This is a genomic window from Georgenia soli (genome assembly GCF_002563695.1).
Classification (GTDB): Bacteria; Actinomycetota; Actinomycetes; order Actinomycetales; family Actinomycetaceae; genus Georgenia; species Georgenia soli.
This window is the reverse complement of the sequence record NZ_PDJI01000003.1, coordinates 133,507-152,386: the sequence shown is the minus strand read 5'-3', so window position 1 is coordinate 152,386 and position 18,880 is coordinate 133,507. Positions and strand designations below refer to the sequence as shown.

General features: G+C 71.2%; 19 protein-coding genes, 1 pseudogene and 1 riboswitch. Of the genes and pseudogenes, 10 read left to right on the top strand and 10 right to left on the bottom strand.

Going from position 1 to position 18,880, the window contains the following annotated elements:
* Positions 1–9: 9 nt before the first annotated feature.
* Positions 10–840, top strand: coding sequence for a hypothetical protein (locus ATJ97_RS01405; protein WP_098482096.1), 831 nt, complete (start codon positions 10–12; stop codon positions 838–840).
* 102 nt (positions 841–942) lie between these two features.
* Here the strand turns inward: ATJ97_RS01405 and ATJ97_RS01400 are convergent.
* Together ATJ97_RS01400 and ATJ97_RS19625 are read right to left on the bottom strand one after the other, a co-directional pair.
* Positions 943–3,197: pseudogene (locus tag ATJ97_RS01400) on the bottom strand (heavy metal translocating P-type ATPase).
* Positions 3,198–3,321: 124 nt separating this feature from the next.
* Positions 3,322–3,486 carry a hypothetical protein gene (locus tag ATJ97_RS19625; RefSeq protein ID WP_170036998.1) on the bottom strand — a complete coding sequence of 55 codons (165 nt, stop codon included), beginning with the start codon at positions 3,484–3,486 and terminating at the stop codon, positions 3,322–3,324.
* Between the two features lie 98 nt (positions 3,487–3,584).
* Between ATJ97_RS19625 and ATJ97_RS01395 the strand changes: the two genes are divergently transcribed.
* Genes ATJ97_RS01395 through ATJ97_RS01385 form a run of 3 tightly spaced genes read left to right on the top strand, consistent with a single transcriptional unit; the run spans position 3,585 to position 5,490 of the window.
* Complete coding sequence (locus tag ATJ97_RS01395; RefSeq protein ID WP_245861915.1) at positions 3,585–3,923, top strand: glutaredoxin; 339 nt, start codon at positions 3,585–3,587, stop codon at positions 3,921–3,923.
* Complete coding sequence (locus ATJ97_RS01390; RefSeq protein WP_098482094.1) at positions 3,923–4,873, top strand: cytochrome c biogenesis CcdA family protein; 951 nt, start codon at positions 3,923–3,925, stop codon at positions 4,871–4,873. Before ATJ97_RS01395 ends, ATJ97_RS01390 begins: the two co-directional genes overlap by 1 nt.
* Positions 4,870–5,490: a peroxiredoxin family protein gene (locus tag ATJ97_RS01385; RefSeq protein ID WP_098482093.1), complete on the top strand. Its 621-nt coding sequence runs from the start codon at positions 4,870–4,872 to the stop codon at positions 5,488–5,490. Before ATJ97_RS01390 ends, ATJ97_RS01385 begins: the two co-directional genes overlap by 4 nt.
* 3 nt (positions 5,491–5,493) lie before the next feature.
* Here ATJ97_RS01385 and ATJ97_RS01380 read toward each other — a convergent pair whose 3' ends face one another.
* Together ATJ97_RS01380 and ATJ97_RS01375 are read right to left on the bottom strand one after the other, a co-directional pair.
* Complete coding sequence (locus tag ATJ97_RS01380; RefSeq protein WP_143426842.1) at positions 5,494–6,384, bottom strand: F510_1955 family glycosylhydrolase; 891 nt, start codon at positions 6,382–6,384, stop codon at positions 5,494–5,496.
* 150 nt (positions 6,385–6,534) lie between these two features.
* The gene (locus ATJ97_RS01375; protein WP_245861950.1) at positions 6,535–7,185 is read right to left on the bottom strand and encodes a DUF305 domain-containing protein; all 651 of its coding nucleotides are present in this window, start codon (positions 7,183–7,185) and stop codon (positions 6,535–6,537) included.
* Positions 7,186–7,374: 189 nt separating this feature from the next.
* On the opposite strand from ATJ97_RS01375, the gene ATJ97_RS19620 reads away from it, so the two are divergent.
* The gene (locus ATJ97_RS19620) at positions 7,375–7,530 is read left to right on the top strand and encodes a hypothetical protein (protein WP_170036995.1); all 156 of its coding nucleotides are present in this window, start codon (positions 7,375–7,377) and stop codon (positions 7,528–7,530) included.
* On the opposite strand, the gene ATJ97_RS01370 is transcribed toward ATJ97_RS19620, so the two are convergent.
* Both ATJ97_RS01370 and ATJ97_RS01365 read right to left on the bottom strand, forming a co-directional pair.
* A complete protein-coding gene (locus tag ATJ97_RS01370; protein ID WP_098482209.1) occupies positions 7,496–8,608 on the bottom strand; it encodes a sensor histidine kinase in 1,113 nt (370 codons plus the stop codon). The genes ATJ97_RS19620 and ATJ97_RS01370 overlap by 35 nt on opposite strands.
* Positions 8,605–9,315 (bottom strand): response regulator transcription factor, encoded by a 711-nt coding sequence (locus tag ATJ97_RS01365; protein WP_245861947.1) that lies wholly within the window; start codon positions 9,313–9,315, stop codon positions 8,605–8,607. Before ATJ97_RS01365 ends, ATJ97_RS01370 begins: the two co-directional genes overlap by 4 nt.
* 211 nt (positions 9,316–9,526) lie before the next feature.
* On the opposite strand from ATJ97_RS01365, the gene ATJ97_RS01360 reads away from it, so the two are divergent.
* The 5 genes from ATJ97_RS01360 to istB all read left to right on the top strand — a co-directional run bounded on the left by ATJ97_RS01360 (position 9,527) and on the right by istB (position 14,720).
* Positions 9,527–9,928, top strand: a complete 402-nt coding sequence (locus tag ATJ97_RS01360; protein WP_098482207.1) for a four-helix bundle copper-binding protein — start codon at positions 9,527–9,529, stop codon at positions 9,926–9,928.
* A gap of 169 nt (positions 9,929–10,097) precedes the next feature.
* Entirely contained in the window at positions 10,098–10,625 is a 528-nt protein-coding gene (locus tag ATJ97_RS01355; RefSeq protein ID WP_098482232.1) for a DUF305 domain-containing protein, read from the top strand.
* Between the two features lie 275 nt (positions 10,626–10,900).
* Positions 10,901–11,044: riboswitch (cyclic di-AMP (ydaO/yuaA leader) on the top strand.
* Between the two features lie 138 nt (positions 11,045–11,182).
* Complete coding sequence (locus ATJ97_RS01350; protein WP_143426841.1) at positions 11,183–11,827, top strand: C40 family peptidase; 645 nt, start codon at positions 11,183–11,185, stop codon at positions 11,825–11,827.
* Between the two features lie 563 nt (positions 11,828–12,390).
* Complete coding sequence (gene istA / locus ATJ97_RS01345; protein ID WP_098482060.1) at positions 12,391–13,935, top strand: IS21 family transposase; 1,545 nt, start codon at positions 12,391–12,393, stop codon at positions 13,933–13,935.
* The gene (istB, locus tag ATJ97_RS01340; RefSeq protein ID WP_098482059.1) at positions 13,932–14,720 is read left to right on the top strand and encodes an IS21-like element helper ATPase IstB; all 789 of its coding nucleotides are present in this window, start codon (positions 13,932–13,934) and stop codon (positions 14,718–14,720) included. Before istA ends, istB begins: the two co-directional genes overlap by 4 nt.
* A gap of 335 nt (positions 14,721–15,055) precedes the next feature.
* Here the strand turns inward: istB and ATJ97_RS01335 are convergent, their stop codons facing one another.
* The 4 genes from ATJ97_RS01335 to ATJ97_RS01320 form a co-directional block, all read right to left on the bottom strand.
* The gene (locus ATJ97_RS01335; RefSeq protein ID WP_098482205.1) at positions 15,056–15,316 is read right to left on the bottom strand and encodes a hypothetical protein; all 261 of its coding nucleotides are present in this window, start codon (positions 15,314–15,316) and stop codon (positions 15,056–15,058) included.
* Positions 15,316–16,386, bottom strand: coding sequence for a cytochrome b N-terminal domain-containing protein (locus ATJ97_RS01330; protein ID WP_098482204.1), 1,071 nt, complete (start codon positions 16,384–16,386; stop codon positions 15,316–15,318). Before ATJ97_RS01330 ends, ATJ97_RS01335 begins: the two co-directional genes overlap by 1 nt.
* Positions 16,383–16,865 (bottom strand): hypothetical protein, encoded by a 483-nt coding sequence (locus ATJ97_RS01325; protein ID WP_170037031.1) that lies wholly within the window; start codon positions 16,863–16,865, stop codon positions 16,383–16,385. The genes ATJ97_RS01330 and ATJ97_RS01325 overlap by 4 nt, the downstream gene beginning before the upstream one ends.
* A 601-nt stretch (positions 16,866–17,466) precedes the next feature.
* A complete protein-coding gene (locus tag ATJ97_RS01320) occupies positions 17,467–18,864 on the bottom strand; it encodes a phenylacetate--CoA ligase family protein (protein WP_098482231.1) in 1,398 nt (465 codons plus the stop codon).
* Positions 18,865–18,880: the final 16 nt, after the last annotated feature.

Here is an 18,880-nt window from a genome sequence, read left to right as displayed (position 1 = left end):
GGGAACGTCATGGTTGAGGAATCCGACGGCATCGAGGAAGCCGTGACCGGATCGGTGCGCGTCGCCGTCACCGTCGGGGCACGCATGGGCGAGATGCTCGCCCGAGCCCGCGAGGAACGCCTTCGTCGCGCCGAGGCTGCCGATGAACAGCAGGCCCGTGAGCTCACCGCCCGGCTGCACGCCGAGCAGGCCGCCGCCCTCGCCCCGGCCTTCCGCACGGAGTGGTGGGACCAGGCCGGTCCCGAGGACATCCAGCACGTCTACACCGCCGCCCGCGCCTGGACCGGCCAGGACCCTGAGGCCGACCGAGCCGCCGACCGCATCCGAGACGAGGTCCGACGCCGCTACGGCGTCGACGTCGACCGTGCCGCCGCCGACCCCGACCTCGTGCGCGTCGCGCTGGAACGCGCCGAGGCCCGCCGCGCCCAAGCCGAACAGGAACGCGGCCGCGTTGCCGAGGAACAGGTCCAGGCGCAGCTCTTGGTCGCCGAGGCCGGGATGGCCGACCAGGCCGCCGCGACAGCCCGCGCAGCCGCGCAGCACGAACCCGACCCCGCCGAGCGAGCCGAAGCAACTCTCGTAGCGGAGCAGGAGCAGATCCGCGCCACCGCCGCCCGCGAGGCCGGCAAGGACAACTACGACAGCGCCGAACGACGCCAGGCGTTCGCCGCCGACCTCGAGCGTCGCGGTCTCGACTACGAAACCGTGGCCGCACGCATCACCGCCGACGTCAGCCAGGGCACCCACCCCTCCGCGGCAGTCAAGCCCGCAGGCAAGAAGGCGCCCAAGGCGCGGAAGAGCCGCGGCCCAGAACAGCGACAGCAGGAGCTGAGCCGGTAGTTCGGCGGAAACGCCCCGGGGATGTCCCCGAGGCGTTCGCGTTGTGCCGGTAACGGTGCTTCAACTAGTCGTGCTGTGCAGGCGGCTTGCAGGTTCGGTGGGTCAGCGGCTTGCCATCTCGGGCTGCGGCTGGCGTGCGGCCTGGCGGCCGGGGACTTGCGGCGCGCCGTGGGCGGCGGCGGTGGAGGCCTCGGGACTGAGGTCGAGCCGGCGCAGGAGCTGGGCGTTGGCGGCGACGACGATGGTCGAGGCCGACATGAGCAGTGCGCCGATCTCCATGGGCAGGACGAACCCGACGGGGGCGAGGACGCCCGCGGCGAGCGGGACGGCGGCGATGTTGTACCCGGCGGCCACCACAGGTTCTGCTTCATCTTCCGGTACCCGGACCGGGAGAGCTGGATGACGGACAGCACGGAGCGGGGGTCGTCGGAGGCGAGGATGACGCCGGCCGAGGCGATGGCGACGTCCGTGCCGGCACCGATGGCGATGCCGACGTCAGCCTGCGCGAGGGCGGGGGCGTCGTTGACGCCGTCGCCGACCATGGCGACTGTGCGGCCCTGGCGCTGGAGCTCGAAGACCTTCTCGCTCTTGTTCTCCGGGCGCACACCTGCGAAGACCTGGTCTATGCCGAGCTCGGCCGCGACGGCGCGGGCGACCGGTTCGGCGTCACCGGTGATCATCACGACGTGGACGCCCAGCGCGTGCAGGGCCTCGACGGCCTCGCGGGACTCCTGACGCACCTCGTCCTCCAGGGCCAGCGCCCCGGCGACCTGCCCGTCGACGAGGACGTGCAGCACGATCGCACCCCGCTCTGACCATGCCGCCGTCTGGGGCAGCGGGGCCAGGCCGTGCTCGGCGAGCAGGTTCGGGCCGCCGACGGCGACCTTCCGTCCGTCCACGGTGGCGGTGACCCCGACGGCGGTCGAGGCGGAGAAGTCGCTCGCGCGGGGCACGCTCAGTCCGCGTTCGTCCGCCGCGGCGGTGATGGCGCGGGCGAGCGGGTGCTCGCTGTCGGCCTCGGCCGCGGCGGCCAGGGCGAGCAGCTCGTCCCGGTCCAGGCTCGTGGTCTCGATGTCGTGCAGCGCCGGTTCGCCCTTGGTGAGGGTGCCAGTCTTGTCGAAGAGGACGGCGTCGACCGTGCGCATGCGCTCCAGTGCACCTCGGTCCTTCACCAGGACTCCGGCCCGGCCGGCGCGCTCGGTGGAGATCGACACCACGAGCGGAATCGCGAGGCCGAGAGCGTGGGGGCAGGCGATGACCAGGACGGTGATCGCGCGGATGATCGCGAAGTCGGGGCTGCCGACGATCGACCAGATGGCGATGGTGATGATCGCCGCGACCAGGGCGAACCAGAACAGCCATCCCGCGGCCCGGTCGGCAAGAAGCTGGGCGCGGGTGGTGGAGGACTGGGCCTCGGCGACCAGCCGCTGGATGCCCGCGAGAGCGGTGTCGTCCCCGACGGCGTCGACCCGCACACGCAGGGCGTTGTCCGTGGCGACGGTGCCTGCGACGACGTGGGCGCCGCTCTCCCGTCGCACGGGCCGGGACTCGCCGGTGATCATCGACTCATCGACGTCAGCGGCGCCGTCGACGACCGTGCCGTCGGCCGCGATCCGCCCGCCGGGGCGAACGATGACGACATCGCCGAGCCGGAGGTCGGCCGGGGCGACCGTGACGACACGATCGCCGTCGACCTTCTCCGCCTCGTCCGGCAGGAGCGCGGCGAGCTCGTCCAGCGCCGAGGATGTCTTGGCCAGGGAGCGCATCTCGAGCCAGTGACCGAGCAGCATGATCACGACCAGGAGCGCGAGCTCCCACCAGAAATCCAGCTCGGGGGACAGCACACCGAGCGTGGCGCCCCAGGAGGCGACGAAGGCGACCGTGATCGCCATGCCGATCAGCAGCATCATCCCGGGCTTGCGCGCCCGGACCTCGGAGACGGCGCCGGTCAGGAACGGCCGACCGCCCCAGAGGTAGATGACCGTGCCCAGGACCGGCGAGACGAGTGCGAGTCCCGGCGCCTGGGGCAAGGAGTAGCCGAGCAGGTCTGCGAACATCCCGCTGAGCAGCACTGTCGGGACCGCGAGGAGGAGGTTGATCCAGAACAGCCGCCGGAACATCCCGACGTGGTCGCCGTGCCCGCCGTGTCCCGCGTGCGCGGCGTGGCTGGCGTGCTCGTGGGCTGAGTGCTCACCGTCGACCGTGGTCGTCATGGCATGGCCTTCGTGGGCCATCTGCCCGGCGTCGTGACCACCATGGCGGTCGTGCACCGGTGGTGAGCTCTCGGCAGAGTCATCCGGTCCGGCGGGGTGGCCCGCTCCGGGTACATGTTCGTGTCGGTGCTCTGAGCCGTTCATCGCTCGCCTCCTTGGTGCTGCGGTTGATACCCCGAGGGGGTATCCGGCGCAACTGGTGCCGCGACAGATCTGTTCCCCAAGCCACGAATCTTCAGAGTTTCTTCATCATGGGGATATCCCGGCCTTATGCGTTCGTGCTGTCGTCGAGCACTTCACGCAGAGCCCGGACGGCGTCCTCACGGCCGGGGAAGGTGTGGCCGGACTGCTCGACGCCGCCGAGCCAGCGGGCCCACCAGATCCAGGAACCGTCGGGCTGCTGATGCACGCCCGCGTCACCGTCGTCGGTCACGGATTCATTCTCCACCGCATGGCCCGCCACTGGAGTCTTCGTCGTTTCTTCACAGGTCCGTCGCAGAACGGACGGTACGGGTCGGCCACGCTTCGCTGGTGAGCAGCGCTACTTCGGTGGAAGGGGTCGACGTGGACGTCGACAAAGGGAAGATTCCGGTTGTCGTGGTGACCGCGCCGGCGTGCCACTTCTGCGAGGACGCGGAGCGGGTACTGGCCCAGCGGGTGGACACCCTCGGTCTTGAGGTGCGGATCGTCGAGCTGGAGTCGGAGGAGGGCATCCAGCTGGTGGCCGAGCACCGGCCGGCGTTGAGCCCGCTGGTGCTGGTCGACGGGGCGTTCTTCAGCTCCGGCCGCCTGCCCCGGCGCAAGCTCGAGAAGCTCGTCGCCGCCCGGCGGACCGCCACGTCGCCCGCTGCGGCTGCCGGGGGCCGGTGATGGGCAGCGAGCTCCTGGCCGGCGGCTCCGTCCTGGCGGCCTTCTTCGCCGGCGGGGTGGCCCTGTTCGCCCCGTGCTGCATCGTCTTCCTCGCCCCGAGCTACCTCGCCGGTGCGGTGAAGAACCGGCGGTGGCGGCTGCTGCCGTTGACGTTCGTCTTCACCGCCGGCCTGGCCCTGGTGCTGGTCCCGATCACCGTCGGGGTGAGCCTGGTGGCCGGGGCGATCGCGAAGTACCACGCCCCGCTGTACGTCACCGGCGGCCTGCTGATGCTCGTCCTGGCGGGGCTGTCGCTGTCGGGCCGGATGTGGTCGCTGCCGAGCTTCCTGCGGGCACCGGACACCGCCCGGGGCGACACCGCCAGCTTCTTCGCACTGGGGGTCTTCTCCGGCGTCGCCTCCAGCTGCTGCGCCCCCGTCCTCGCCGGCGTGATGACGCTGTCCGCCCTCTCCGGGTCCGTGGCCGGAGGTGCGGTGCTCGGGCTGGCGTACGTCTTCGGGATGGTGTTCCCACTGTTCGTCATGGGGCTGCTGTGGGACACCCTCCGGCTGGACCAGCGCCGACCCTTCCGTGCCCGGCTGGTCAGGCTGCGGCTCGCCGGGCGGACGCTGGTGACCAACACCGTCAACCTCGCTGTCGCGGTCGCGTTCGCCGTCATGGGGATCTTCGTCATGGCTCTGGCCGGCAGCCCGGACATGACCGGCGGCACGGCCGCCCAGGAGGCGGTCGGCACGTGGCTCGCCGAGGTCTTCGCGGGCGTGCAGAACTGGCTTGCCCCGGTGCCCGAGCCGGTCCTCGGCGCCGGCCTGCTCGGCCTGGCCGCGATCTTCGTCGTCGCGGCGCTGCGTGACCGGCGCACCCCGTCGACCCAAGCCGCCCACGAGGACGGTCCCGGCGGCGCCGAACAGTCCTGCCACGACACCCACGAACCAGAAAGGCTCCACCGATGACCAGCACCGCCACCAAGGCACGCCGGCAGAGAGGGGCCGTCCTGGCCCAGCTCGCCGAGGAGCGCCGCACCGCCGACGCTAAGGCCCGCCGCATCAGGATCGCCTGGCTGCTCGGTCTGCTGCTCGCCGTCGTCGTCGTCACCGCCGGGCTCCTCTCCGCGCGCCCGGAGGCGGGCGAGCAGGACCACCTCGCGCCGGACTTCACGCTGCCCACCACGGCGGGGGATGAGGTGACCCTGTCCGACCTGCGTGGCGGCCCCGTGGTGATCTACTTCAACGAGGGCGCCGGGTGCGCCTCGTGCACGGTGCAGATGGCCGAGATCGAGAAGGAGCCAGGGTTCGCCGAGGCGGGCATCACCGTCCTGCCGATCGTGATGAACACGGCCGAACAGATCCAGCCCGACCTGACCCGCTACGGCGTCACTACCCCCTACCTGATCGACGACGGCATGGTCTCCGAGGCCTACGGGGTCCTCGGGACCGGCATGCACGCGGGCCTGCCCGGGCACGGGTTCGTCCTGATCGACGCCGACGGTGTCCAGCGCTGGCAGGGCGAGTACCCCTCCATGTGGCTCGAGCCGGCCAAGCTCCTGCAGGAGGTCACCTCCCGGCTGTGAGAGTCAGCGGGCGGACCCGGAGACGACCAGCCAGGTGCTTCCGCCGTCGTCGGTGCGGGCGATGTCGGTGCCGAACGCGGCCAGGTAGGTGTCCTCGTCCACCGCGGTGAACGCATGCGGTTCGCCGTTCTCCGGGCCGGCTGAGCTCCACGCCGCCCCCGGGAAGCGCCACAGCACCCCGGCGGTGTCGAGGCCGACCAGGGGTGTCGGGCCGCCCTCGTCGGCGGGGAGGTGGTCTACGACGACGAGCGGGCGGGGCGGCTGGAGCTCGGCCGGGGCGAAGGTGACGCCACCGTCCGTGCTGACCACGAGCCCCTCGGCGGTGGTGGCCACCACCCGGTCCGGGTCGGCCGGGTCGACGTCGAGGTCCCGGGCGGGCAGGCTCGCGCCCTGCTGCCACGTCTCGCCGCCGTCGTCGCTGCGCATCACCGTCCCGGTGCCCGAGTCCAGGCCGTAGACCCGGTCCCCGGTCGCGGTCAGCCCGTGGAAGTCGCTCTGCCCGCCTAGGGACACCTCTTCCCAGGTCTGCCCGGCGTCGGTGCTGCGGATCAGGCCGAGGTTGCTCGGCCCAGCCTCGTCAGGAGCCGGGTGTCCGCTCGCCAGGAAGGTGTCCTCCCCGACGACGGTGAACCCCATCAGATCGGCACGGGAGGTGCCGACCCGCTCGCCGGCACCGTCGAGGGAGTAGAGGCCGTGATGGGTGGCGACGTAGACGGTGTCCTCGGCCGGGTTCACACCCAAACCGTGGACGTGACCGAACGCCGTGCCCGGGTCGTTCGCCGCGGCCGCGGCGGCTGTCCCGTCGGGCGTGGTGCCGGTCTGCGAGCACGCGGCCACGACCGTGCTCAGCGCGAGGACGAGGGCGACCCGCGCGGTCATAGATGAGGCGGACAAGGAACTCTCCTCCGGTGAACAGGCATACGTTTGCCGGCGGCGCGCCCCAGGGGGAGTGGGGCCGCGCCGCCGGCGGTCAGGGGTGAAGGCGTGGGGCTGCGGGCGGTTCGCAGGTCCGAGGACTCGTCTCTCCGCGCCGTCCCCGGAACGTCACAGGTTCTGCAGCATCTGCTCCATCTGGGCGATCTCGGCCTGCTGGTCGTCGATGATCTTCTGCGCCAGCTCGAGCGCCTGGGGGTTCTCCCCGTCGGCGAGTTCGTCCTCGGCCATGGTCACCGCGCCCTCGTGGTGGGCGATCATCAGCTCGAGGAACCGGCGGTCGAAGTCGGGACCGGACTGGTCCTCGAGGTGGCCCATGGCCTCCTCCTGGCTCATCCCGTCCATGTCCATGCCGCCGTGGTCCATGCCGCCGTGGTCCATGCCGCCGTGGTCCATCGGCATGGTCTCCTCGCCCCAGGCCTCCAGCCAGGAGGTCATCTGCTCGATCTCCGGGCCCTGCGCGGCGGAGATGTCCTCGGCCAAGGCGCGCACCTCTTCCGAGTCGGCCTTCTCCACGGCGAGGTCGCTCATCTCGATGGCGCCCTCGTGATGGACGATCATCATCTGCGCGAACGTCGTGTCGGCGTCGTTGTGCGCCTCGTCGACCGCCGCGTCGCCGGACGTGCCAGCGGTCGCCGTCGCGGCCTGCTCCTGGGGGGTCGCGCCGGCCTCGGCAGCCTCCTCCGAGCCGCCGCAGGCGGCCAGGGTCAGGGAAAGGACGAGGGCGCCGGTACCGGCGGCAAGACGGGAAGCGATCTTCACGGGAACGTGCTCCAACGTTTGGCGACATCTGTGCCCTGGGAGTGGAACAAGGGGGCAGGTGCCGGGTCCAGCCCGGGGGCCGGTCTTCATCAAACCTTCATCAAACTGGCCCGGGATCTTTGTCCCACCTGCAGGGGTAGCCGGGGGTTGCCGTTGGAGACTTGTCCCCGTCCGTGGGAGGAGATCGACATGTCGGTACAGCTGTGGCTCGTGCTCGTCCTGGTGTGCGTGCTCTACGTGGGCCTGGCTGTCTGGGTGGTCTCCGCGATCTTCCCGGCCCGCCGGCAGCGGCACCGGCCTCAGGCCGCCCCTACGCCACGTCTGCCGCAGGGAGCTCGACGGTGAACGCCGCTCCCTGACCCTTTCCGGCGCTGGTGGCGGTGACCTCCCCGCCGTGGGAGCGCACGATCGACCGGGTGACCGCCAGGCCGATCCCCGAGCCGCCGTGCGCGCGGTCCCGAGCGGTGTCGGCCCGGTAGAACCGCTCGAAGAGGTGCGGCAGGTGCTCGGCGGCGATGCCCTCGCCGTCGTCGGTGACCTCGATCCGCACGGTCCCGCCTTCCCGGCTGGCGTGGATGCCGACGAGTCCGCCCGCGGCGGTGTGCCGCAGGGCGTTGTCGAGGAGGTTGGTCAGCACCTGGCCCATCCGGTCCACGTCCGCCGAGACCACCGTCTCGCGCACCAATGTCGACGCGGTGACGTCGAGGTCGATCCCGCGGACGGCGTACCGCGCGGCGGCCTGGGCCTGCGCGGCGTCCAGGAGGGCACCGACACGCACCTGTTGCCGGTGCATCGTGAGCCTGCCCTCCTCGGCGGTGGTGACGAGGGAGATGTCCTGGGCCAGGCGGGCCAGGCGGGAGACCTGGTCGCGCAGCATCGCGAGGGTCTCCTCGTCGACCGGTACGACGCCGTCCTGGATGCCCTCGAGGTAGCCGTCGAGGGTCGCCACGGGGGTGCGCATCTCGTGGGCGAGGTCGCCGAGTATGCGGGTGCGGGTCTGCTCGATGCGGCCCAGGTCTTCGGCCATGGTGTTGAACGAACGTGCCAGGTCGTCGAACTCGGTTCCCATCCCGACCTCGGGCACGCGGGCGGAGTAGTCACCGCCCGCAACCTTCGCGGCGGCCTGGCGCACCGGGTCCAGCGAGTGTGCGATCCGCCGTGTGAGAAAGATGCTGACCAGCACGGAGGTGGCCAGGGCTGCGGCCAGGGCCAGGCCGAGGGAGTAGGCCGAGGCGGTGGCGAACGCCTCCTCGGAGTGGCGCACCACGCCCGGGTCGGAGGTACCGGACTGTTCGATGTGGAGGTGGAAGACCGCCGGGCCGATCGCGGAGGCGACCGCCCAGGCGGTCGCCGACCCCGCCAGGACGACCACGACGATCGCGGCGAGGAGCCGGGCCGCCAGGCCCCACCGGGCGATCCTCACCGGCCCGGCCCCATGCGGTAGCCGACCCCGCGCACGGTGCGGATGAAGACCGGGTCGGCGGGGTCGTCGCCGAGCTTGCGGCGGACGTGCCCGATGTGGACGTCCACCAGGTGCTCGTCCCCGACCCAGCCCGGGCCCCACACCGCCTCGATGAGCTGCTCGCGGGAGAAGACCATCCTCGGGCGCGTGGCAAGGGCCGCCAGCACGTCGAACTGTGTACGGGTCAGCTCCACCGGCTCACCACCCAGGCGCACCTCCCGACCGGCGACGTCGACCTCGAGCGACCCGAACGTCAGCGCCACCTCCCGCTCGCCCTCCCCGGAGGACCGTCGGGGCCGGCGCAGCATCACCCGCACACGGGCGACCAGCTCGCGGGGGCTGAACGGCTTCGTCAGGTAGTCGTCCGCCCCCACCGACAGCCCGACCAGCTTGTCCACCTCCTCTGCCCGGGCGGTGAGCATGATGATGTAGCAGTCCGAGAACGTGCGGACCTGCCGGCACACCTCCACCCCGTCCATCCCCGGCAGACCCAGGTCCAGCACGACGACGTCCGGGTCCCACCGCCGGACGAGCGCCAGCGCGTCGGCGCCGTCCCCCGTGCGCTCCACCTCGAAGCGGTCCCGCTGCAGGTAGCTCGCGACGAGCTTGGCGAGCGGTTCCTCGTCCTCGACGACAAGCACCCGGGCACCACGATCCGTCGCACTCATGCCGCACATCCTGCCCCGACAACCCGACGGGATCCGGCCGGGAGGACCGGCTCAGACAGACCGTGCCGAAATAGCGGCGGGATCTTCATCAAATCTTCATCACCGAACCGCCTCGCCCGGAGTGCAAGCCCTGAATCACCGACCTAGCGTCGAAGAGCCGCGGGCTCCGTCGCCCCATGCCGAATCAACACCTCCAGAGGAAGGACGACCGATGAGGACTGTCGAGATGATGGAGACGTACCCCGCCGAGATCAACCTCGACCGGGAGCTGCTGGCAAGGACTGTGGAGGCGCTGGTCTCGTGCGCCCAGGCCTGTACTGCCTGCGCGGACGCGTGCCTGAGCGAGGACATGGTCGCCGAGCTGCGCAAGTGCATCCGGACGAACCTGGACTGCGCGGACGTCTGTGACACCACCGCCCGGGTGTTGTCCCGGCACACGGGCTACGACGCCAACGTCACCCGGGCCTTGCTGCAGGCTTGCGTACAGGCCTGCCGGTCCTGCGGGGATGAGTGCGAGTCGCACGCCGAGATGCACGAGCACTGCCGTATCTGCGCCGAGGCCTGCCGGGCGTGCGAGCAGGCGTGCGAGGACCTCCTCGCGGCCGTCGGCTGACGCCACGGCCCGTCCGGCCTGGGGGACCGCCCAGGGACCGGAAGGCGACGAGGAACCAGGGACCGAACAAGGAGTGGTGAAAGTGGCGGACCGAGCGGACGACGACGCTACGCAAGAGGAGGGGCACGGGCAGCACGGTGGAGGCGGGCAGTCGCACGGCTCCAGGGGGATGTACCTGCGGTTCGCGGCCATGATCCTGACGGGCATGGTGGTCATGTACTGGGTGATGTTCGTCGGCTCGTGGGAGTGGAGCCACATCCGCTTCAGCCAGAGCCGGGTGTTCATGGCCCTGACCATGGGCGGTGCCATGGGACTGGTCATGCTCGCGTGGATGCTGAACATGTACCGCAGCACCAGGGCAAACATCGCCGTGGTCGCGGTCAGCCTCGTGCTGCTCGGAGGCGGGGCCTACCTGGACCGCAGCCAGGTGACGGTCGACGACACCGCTTTCATGCGCGGGATGATCCCGCACCACTCCCTGGCTATCACCCGGTCCGAACGGGCGGGCATCGAGGACGTGCGGGTGTGCGAGCTGGCCGTGGGGATCAGCGAGGCGCAGCGGCGGGAGATCCGGGAGATGGACTGGCTCATCACCGACATCCAGCGCAACGGCATCGCGGCGACCCCGGAGGAGGCCGCCGCACGCCCGGTCCCGGCCTTCAAGGACCCGGCCGAGCGCCAGTGCCCCACGGGCTAAGGGCTTGGCCGGCGGTCTCCAGACACCCGTGACCTCTCCACATTCTCCGCCGCGACTGCGTACGTGTTCAGCGCTCCTCACTCCGGGAACACCAACGGCCATGGGGGGGCTTGGGCTAAGCAACTTCCCGTGCAAAGCCCCAGAGGGCAGCTGTCATGAAGGTTCGATGAAGAATCGTTATCGGACCGTGACATGGACGTGTCCAGGCTCTTAGCGTGAGCCTTGCTCCCGGGCAATCCCGTCCGGAAGATGCGGGCGGAGACCGAACCCTGCCGCCGCCCGGCATCGCGCGCTCCAGTGGCAGGGGCGGGGAAACCAACGCATGCGGCCCTTTCCGGGCTTGGGGTGAAGTGCGGAAGCACGGGGCCTCTCCAGTCCCAACCCGACAGCTCACCCCGCAGGGAACTCGGAGAGGTAGTTCGTTGTCCCCCAGCAACCGTGGGCGCCACCGCGCGCCCTGCCGCCCCAGCACCCCCCTGACCGCAGCCATCGAGAACCTCGCCCCGACCACTCGCCGTGGTGTCGCAGCGGTGGCCTCGTCCGGCCTCGTCCTCACGATGGCCGCAACCAGCGCCGACGCGACCACGGAGACCGCAGCGCTGCCGAGCGTGAGCATCTCGACGGCGGTCGTCGAAGCCACCACCGCTCTCCTGGCCACCCCGACGGTCAAAGTCACCTCCGACGCCGAGTGGGAGGTGGACCTCGCGACCGCAGAAGCGACACCACCACCGCCGCCGCCCAGCGCAGAACCCGAGCCTGCGCCCCAACGGCCGGGCGCAGCCGCCTCCCGCGCGGGGGAGAGGACGGAACTGCCGAGCACGGACGCCGCCCCAGCCGTAGGTGCCGGAGCCGTCGAAGCGCCGGTGGCCTCGGGAAGCGCGATCGTCGACTACGCCCGCCAGTTCCTCGGCGTCCCGTACGTGTGGGGCGGCACCACGCCGGCCGGGTTCGACTGCTCGGGGTTCACGAGCTACGTCTTCGCCCAGTTCGGGACCAGCCTGCCCCGCACCTCAGGCGCGCAGGCCTCCACCGGCACGCGGGTATCGGCCGCCGAGGCCCGGCCCGGCGACCTGGTGACATGGCCGGGTCACGTCGGGATCTACACCGGCAACGGCAACAACATCGCCGCCCGCCAGCCGGGCACCCCGCTGACCGAGGGACCGATCTTCCACTCCAGCCCCGTGTTCATCAGAGTCAGCTGAGAAGCCAAAGGTAGGCGGGTGCTGCTGGACTCGGAATCCCGCAGCTCACGGCGGCCGGCGATGGGGTGCGCACCATCGCCGGTTTTCGCTGTCCCTGAGCTGACCAGCAGAGCGCGGCAGGAGCCGCCCGTCAGGGCGCCGACCTCGATGTCGGGGGGCACTCCCAGGGCCGGATGGAAGCGCGCCGATCAGAGAACTCTTGCCCAGGGTGGTCCGGGGGAGTCGCTCGACCCGGTCCACACGCAGCTCGAGGATCGCAACTCCCAGGCCGCTCAGCGGCTCCTCGACGGTGCACTCACGGCTACGTTCGATGAAGCAGCCCCGCTCGCCATCGCTTTTGGCGGGTGCAGCGCTCTCGCCGTCTGCCAGCGGACATGCCAGCCTCCCTGTCGGCGGACATGACGTCTCCCTGCTGACGGACAGCTGATCTCCCTGTCTGTGGCCGTGGGGCTGATGTCGTGTCGGTCCCGAGATGTGCGTCCCTCCGGGGATTTGCTCGAGGTCTCTGACCACCTTGAGCACTCCGACCGGAGGGACGCGTGAAGAAGTCTGACAGGGAAGTCATGGAGATTCTCGAAGCGTTTGATGCCACGGGCAGCGCGCATTCGGCGGCGCAGCTGGCCGGGGTCGATCCGAAGACGGTGCGCCGCTACGTCGCGGCGCGGGACGCGGGCCGGCCGGTCATGGGCCCGGCGCGGCGGCCGCGGATGATCGATCCGTATCTGCCGAAGGTCGAGGAGTGGGTCGACCGCTCCTGCGGCAAGGTCCGCGCCGACGTGGTCCACGAACGCCTGGTCGCGCTGGGCTTCACCGGGACCGAGCGTTCCACCCGGCGGGCGGTCGCGCAGGTCAAGGCGGCCTGGCGGGCGGGGAACCGGCGCACTTACCGCCCGTGGATCACCGAGCCGGGGCTGTGGTTGCAGTTCGACTGGGGCGAGGGCCCGAAGGTGCCGGGCCCGGACGGGCAGCCGAGGCGGACGGTGCTGTTCTGCGCCTGGCTGGCCTGGTCACGGTTCCGGGTGGTGATCCCGGCCTGGGACCAGACCCTCGCGACGCTGATCGCGTGCCTGGACGCGACGTTGCGGCGCATCGGTGGGGCGCCGACGTACGTGCTGACCGACAACGCCAGGACCGTCACGGTCGATCACGTCGCCGGGGTGGCGGTGCGTCATCCGCAGATCGTCGAGGCAGGACGCCACTACGGGCTGCAGGTTCACACCTGTGTCCCGTTCGACCCGGAGTCGAAGGGTGGGGCGGAGAACACGGTGCGGATCGCCAAGGCCGACCTGGTCCCGACGGAGGCGAACCTGCGCAGCGCGTACTCCTCGTTCGCCGAGCTGCAGGGCGCCTGCGAGGACTTCTGCGAGAGCGTGAACACGCGCCGGCACCGCGAGACGGGCCGGGTCCCGGCCGAGATGCTCGCCGCGGAGCGCCAGCGCCTTCATCCGCTGCCGGCGGCGCCGCACACGGCCGCGCTGGGCCAGACCCGGGTGGTCGGAACCGATCAGACGGTGCGGTTCGGGTCGGTGCGCTACTCCACCCCGCCGGGCCTGGTCGACGCCGAGGTGTGGTGCCGCGTGACCGGCGACGAGCTCGTGATCGTCGTCGATCTCGACGCCCTGAGGGTCAAGCCGTCCTGGGTCGGGGAGCGGCGCGGCCTGGTCGAGGTCGCCCGCCACCGCCTGTCGACGCCCGGGTCCCCGCGGATCGACCACGCCCACTATCCCGACCATCCGCAGGATCCCGACGGGGCGCCCCGACCGCCCAGGATCAAGCCACGCTCCGCCGCGGAGGCCGACTTCCTCGCCATCGGGCCCGGCGCCCGGCAGTGGCTCATCGAGGCCTCGGCGGCCGGCACGGTACGGATCCGGGCGAAGATGGCCGCCGCGGTCGAGCTCGCCACCCTGGTCGGCACCGAGCAGGTTGACGCCGCCCTCGGTGTCGCGGCCGCCGCCGGCCGCTTCGCCGAGCACGACCTCGCCTCCATCGTCACCCACCGCGCCACCGGCGCCCCCTCGGCCGACCTCGTGATCGCCGACGAGTCCTACTCCGCCCAGCCCGGCACCGCCGCCTGGGCCAGCTTCGGCACGAACGGAGCCCCACGATGACGACCACCACCACGACGACCCGTCCGGCGCCGCCGCTGCCCGAGGACCTGACCGCGGTGCTCAAGCGCATGCGCCTGCCCTACCTGCGCGCCGCCGCCCCCGAGGTCCTGGCCACCGCACGCGCCCAACGCTGGGACCCGGCCGAGGTCCTGCGGGTCCTGCTCGCCGAGGAAGTCCGCGGCCGCGACGAGGCCACCAAGGCCATGCGCCGCAAGACCGCCGGCCTGCCGGCCGGGAAGACCTTCGCCTCCTGGCGCGAGCACGACAGCTCCATCCCAGTCCCGACCCAGTCCGCGCTGGCGACCCTGGAGTGGGTCGGCCGGGCCGAGAACCTCGCCATCAGCGGGCCCTCGGGGACCGGGAAGACCCACTTCGTCGAGGCGCTGGCACACAAGGTCATCGACGCCGGCATGCGGGTCGCCTGGTTCACCCTCGAGTCCCTCACCGCCGCGATCGGCAAGGCCACCGTCGACGGCTCGGTCGCCAAGACCATCGCGCGGATCACCCGGGCCGAGCTCATCGTCATCGACGACATCGGCATGCTCCCCAGCGGGCAGGCCGCCGCCGAGGCGTTCTACCGCGTCGTCGACGCCGCCTACGAACGCCGCTCCCTGGCCGTCACGAGCAACCTCCACCCCTCGGGGTTCGACACCATCATGCCCAAGACCCTCGCCACCGCCGCCGTCGACCGCCTGCTCCACCACGCCCACGTCATCGTCACCGAAGGCACCTCCCTCCGGCTCACCGAGGCCACCGCCGGCAAGGGGGTGGTGCCGTTGACCTGACCTCAAGGGAGATCAACTGTCCGCGCACAGGGAGATGAACTGTCCGCGGACGGGGAGATCAAATGTCCGCCCACGAGGAAGTCCCGGTGTCCGTTGACACCGTCAGGCCGCCGCAAGACGGGACCTGTCCCACCGCAGTCCGGCGAGCCACCCGCGCACGTCCCCGCCGGCATGGCCAGGACCGGCCGGGCCGCCCGCTGACGGACCATCTCAAAGAGGGGCAACTCGTGGACACCAGCCCGGCCCACGGGCGAGCGCCTCCCGGAGTGGGCCGCTCTGGCCGGTCCATTTCCTCCGTCGCCGGTGGTCGCCGTGGTAGGGCTGGGCTGGCAACGTCAATCACCGGGTCGACGCTGGTGACGCAGGCGCGGGAGCCGCGAGGGTCCTTCGAGAGCCGTCCAGATCCTGCTCGCCTGCACCAGGGCGCCGAGCACGACCAGAGAGGCCAGCAGCACCAGGACGACGCCGGCAGGTGTGGGCGCGGCGCGGACCGCCCAGCGGACGAGTCCCACCCCGGCGACGGCAAGGGTGAGCAGGAGCCAGAACCAGCGTCGTGCCCTGCGCCGGGCGGCGCCGGGTGCGAGCACGCCGGGCATCAGTGCCCCCGGGCGTTGTTGATCCAGACGTAGATGCTGATCACCAGCATGAAAAGCACGATCACGCCGAGCACCCCGACCGCGACCTTGCGCTCGCGCCAGCTGCGCCGGCGCCCGCGGTCGAGGAAGGGGACCAGGAACAGAACGCCGAACACGACCGCCATGACGACGCCGACCGAGCTGATGCCGAACCACTCCTCGAAGGGGAAGAACCACCAGAACAGCCACAACGGTCGGGTGGTCTCGACCCCGGCCACGGGCGTAGAACCGACGACCGGCGGCACCAGCACGGACAACGCCGCGAGGATCCCGAGCAGGACCAGCCCGTAGGCGCCCGCCCGCTTGAGGTGCTCCGTGAAGGGAGCCGGCTCCTCGGCCGAGGAACCGGGGATGTCGGGGTGCTCGGAGATCTTGTGACGCTTGACCAGCAGGGCGTGCACGACGAACAGCGACAGGATGAGACCGGGGATGATGACGGCGTGCCCGGCGTACAGGCGCACGACGATCGGCACCTGCGGCGCCAGCTCGGCCGTGAACCAGATGCCGGCGCCGCCCACGAGCTCGGCAACGTCGAGGTTGTGGGAGAGGGCCTCGAATCCCTCCTGGTCCCACTTCAGCACCGTGCCGGTGAAGACCGCCAGGAAGGTCAGAAGCAGCATCACCGCGCCCACCAGCCAGTTGCCCTCTCGTGGGCGCTTGAACGATCCGTGCAGGAACACGCGGAGCATGTGCAGGAGCGCCAGGACGTACATCGCCTGCGCCGCCCAGTAGTGCAGCCCGCGCGCAAGGGCACCCAGCGGTGCCTGGGTCATGATCGTCCGGACCGACTGGTTGGCCACCTCCGGCATCGGGTCGTACCACTGGGCGATGTAGATCCCGGTCACCAGCAGCAGGAGGAACGAGATCGCGGTCAGCGCGCCGAGGCTCCACGCCAGGTTGTTGGCGTGCTCGGGCACCTCGTAGGCCAGCGCTGTCAGGCCCATCCGTTCGTCGACGGCATCGACAGCACGGCGCCACCGGCTGTCTGCGTGCTCCGCCGCCGTGTGCGGGCCGGCGGCGTGCCCGGTCATCGCTCGCCCCTCGCCGGGGATCGGCGGGCCCTCAGCTCCCGCACGCTGTGGCGGGGTCGCCACCGCCGCGAGAGGTAGACACCCAGGGCAATCGAGGCTGCGGCGAGGCCGAGGACGACGGCGTCGCCGCCGTCGCTGATCGCCCGCGCCGGCTCCAGGGGATCGAGCACGACGGTGGTGCCGGTCGCGAGCCCCCCGACCATGCTGGCCGAGGGCGGTTCCGCCAGCTCGGGCGCCGCCTTCAGGAGCAACCCGCGAGCCTCGTCCAGCGCCGCGGCCTGCGCCGCGCCCGGCCTGGCGTCCTCCACGGCAGACGCGGCCCTCCTCACAAGGGCCAGGTCCACGCCGGACGGGTTCGGCGCCTCCAGCGCGTCCTGGAGCTTCTCGAGCACCCGGTCGGCCCCGCCATCGTTGACGATCAGCGCGACAGCCTGCTGCACCAGATCGATCGCGTGCTCGCTCTCGTCCTCGTGAGCCATTGCCCCGGGTCCCACTCCCAGAACCGTCTGCACGGTGACGAGCAGCACGAGCAACGAGCGCAGGACCCAAAGTCCGCGCCCGCCCTGCCGTGCAGGCGCGACGGTCCCACCGCGGCACCGGACCCACGGCCAGTACCCACGCGATGCGCCGACGAGCCTCGGCATGCCGACCTCTCGCACGGACTTCGTCGATCCCGGGCACTCGTCCCCCGGAACGCTTCTTTGCGACACCTGTCGGTGTACTTCTAGCGTACGAGCAGTTTCGCCAGAGCGGGAGGGACGGCGTCGGGACCGTCAGTCGCCGGCGAGGACTCATCGCCGCCTGAACGGCATACGCCCGGGGGACGTGGGGAGGGTTGGTGCGCGTCCTACTTGCAGAAGACGAGCGACCGCGCTGCGGCACCCTCGAGGAGGAAGGATTCACCGTGGTACTGGCCGTCGATCGTTCACCCGTGCATAGGTCAGCTGAGAAGCCGGAAGGTAGGCCGTGCCTCAGGGCCCCCAGGAGACCCGCAGTTCACGGCGGCCGGCGATGGTGCGCGACCATGGCCGGGTGTTGCTGTCCGTGAGCCGAACAGCAGAGCGCGGCAGGAGCCGCCTGTTAGCCCGCCGACCTCGACGTTGGCGGGGCACCCCCAGGGCCGGATGGAAGCGCGCGGATCAGACGGCTCTTGCCCAGGGTGGTCCGGGGGAGTCGCTCGACCAGGTCTACCCGCAGCTCGGGTGCTGTGACTCCGAGGTCACCGAGGGCATGCTGAAGCCGCTCCGCGACGGCGCCGGTCGCCAGACCCTGCCGGCCGGTCACGAGCACCCGTAAGCCGTTCGGCTCCTGGGAGATCTGCCAACCGGTGACCTCTGGGGAGTCCAGGACGTCGTGGAACACGTTCGGATGGACCCGGACCCCCCGACCACCGCCTCGCGCGGGCAGTGTCAGAACCTCTTCGGTGCGGCCCTCGACCCCTCCGAGAACCTGGTAAGGGCGCCCGCACGGGCACGGATCCGGATCGAGAACGACCCGGTCGGTGAGCTCGTAGCGGATGAGCGGCACGGTCCGTGAGAACAGGACCGTCACCAGCAGCCGGGAACCCGGGGTTCCCGCGGGCACCGGTGAGTAGGCGTCGTCCACCACCTCGCAGACGACGAGGTCCTCGTACAAGTGACGCCGGCGACGCTCGCACGAGGAGGCGATCCCGGCGGTCTCTGTGGCGGCATAGACGTCGAACGGCTGGGACCCCCACGCTGTCGTCATCTCGGCCGCCAGGGTGGGGGAGAGGACCTCGGAGGCGGACATCACCGCTTCCGGCCTGATGCGCAACCGGCCCGCGCGCTGTTCGGCCGCCAACTCTCCCAGAACGGAGGCGTACCCGACCAGCAGGCGGGGAGCGAAGTCGTTGAGCGCAAGGACCGTCTCCTGCAGGGGGGTGGCCGCATCGGCCCGCAACGTCGGGACGAGATGTGAACGAACAGCAGCGCCGACGACCGCAGACTGGTGAGTGGGGTTCAGCGAGCTCACCACCGCCATCCGCAAGGGCGCACGAAGCCCCAGCCGCACACCCGCCCAGTCGTTCGCCCGCGCGTAGGACGCCAGCACGGCAGCCCATTCCTCCCGGCCCCAGACGAACACCCCCCGCCGTCCGGTGGTGCCCGCGGTGGCGGCCGCCCACCAACGGTGGCGCCACGCCCTGCCCGGATCGGCACGCCGGTCCGTCAGCTCCCGCAGGTGCGCCTCGACGTCCGCCAGGCGCAACCCGTCCACCGTCACCACCTCGTCGAACCTCCCCATGAGCTCGGACTTGGTGACCGGCGGAAGCTCCGACAACGGAGCGGCAAGGAGGCGAGCGTGATGCTGCCGATAGAAGGCCGACCGCTGATAGGCGTGCCGGCGCAACGCGGCCAGTGCGCGCCGCCTGTGCAGCTCGAGCTGGCCCGTGCTCCAGCCGTCCCGGACACGCCAGGCCGCCCGGAAGGCCAGTGTTCTCGCCAGCAGTGCGGCGTCCACCACCTCAGCCTGGCAC

Bases quoted from the DNA above. Each gene is read 5' to 3' on its own strand.
- ATJ97_RS01335 (WP_098482205.1), bottom strand. From the start codon at position 15,316: ATGCCCGGCGTGCTCGCACCCGGCGCCGCCCGGCGCAGGGCACGACGC.
- ATJ97_RS01330 (WP_098482204.1), bottom strand. From the start codon at position 16,386: ATGACCGGGCACGCCGCCGGCCCGCACACGGCGGCGGAGCACGCAGAC.
- ATJ97_RS01350 (WP_143426841.1), top strand. From the start codon at position 11,183: ATGGCCGCAACCAGCGCCGACGCGACCACGGAGACCGCAGCGCTGCCG.
- ATJ97_RS19620 (WP_170036995.1), top strand. From the start codon at position 7,375: ATGTCGGTACAGCTGTGGCTCGTGCTCGTCCTGGTGTGCGTGCTCTAC.
- ATJ97_RS01405 (WP_098482096.1), top strand. From the start codon at position 10: ATGGTTGAGGAATCCGACGGCATCGAGGAAGCCGTGACCGGATCGGTG.
- ATJ97_RS01355 (WP_098482232.1), top strand. From the start codon at position 10,098: ATGTACCTGCGGTTCGCGGCCATGATCCTGACGGGCATGGTGGTCATG.
- ATJ97_RS01365 (WP_245861947.1), bottom strand. From the start codon at position 9,315: ATGAGTGCGACGGATCGTGGTGCCCGGGTGCTTGTCGTCGAGGACGAG.
- ATJ97_RS01390 (WP_098482094.1), top strand. From the start codon at position 3,923: ATGGGCAGCGAGCTCCTGGCCGGCGGCTCCGTCCTGGCGGCCTTCTTC.
- ATJ97_RS01385 (WP_098482093.1), top strand. From the start codon at position 4,870: ATGACCAGCACCGCCACCAAGGCACGCCGGCAGAGAGGGGCCGTCCTG.
- ATJ97_RS01325 (WP_170037031.1), bottom strand. From the start codon at position 16,865: ATGGCTCACGAGGACGAGAGCGAGCACGCGATCGATCTGGTGCAGCAG.
- istA (WP_098482060.1), top strand. From the start codon at position 12,391: ATGGAGATTCTCGAAGCGTTTGATGCCACGGGCAGCGCGCATTCGGCG.
- istB (WP_098482059.1), top strand. From the start codon at position 13,932: ATGACGACCACCACCACGACGACCCGTCCGGCGCCGCCGCTGCCCGAG.
- ATJ97_RS01360 (WP_098482207.1), top strand. From the start codon at position 9,527: ATGAGGACTGTCGAGATGATGGAGACGTACCCCGCCGAGATCAACCTC.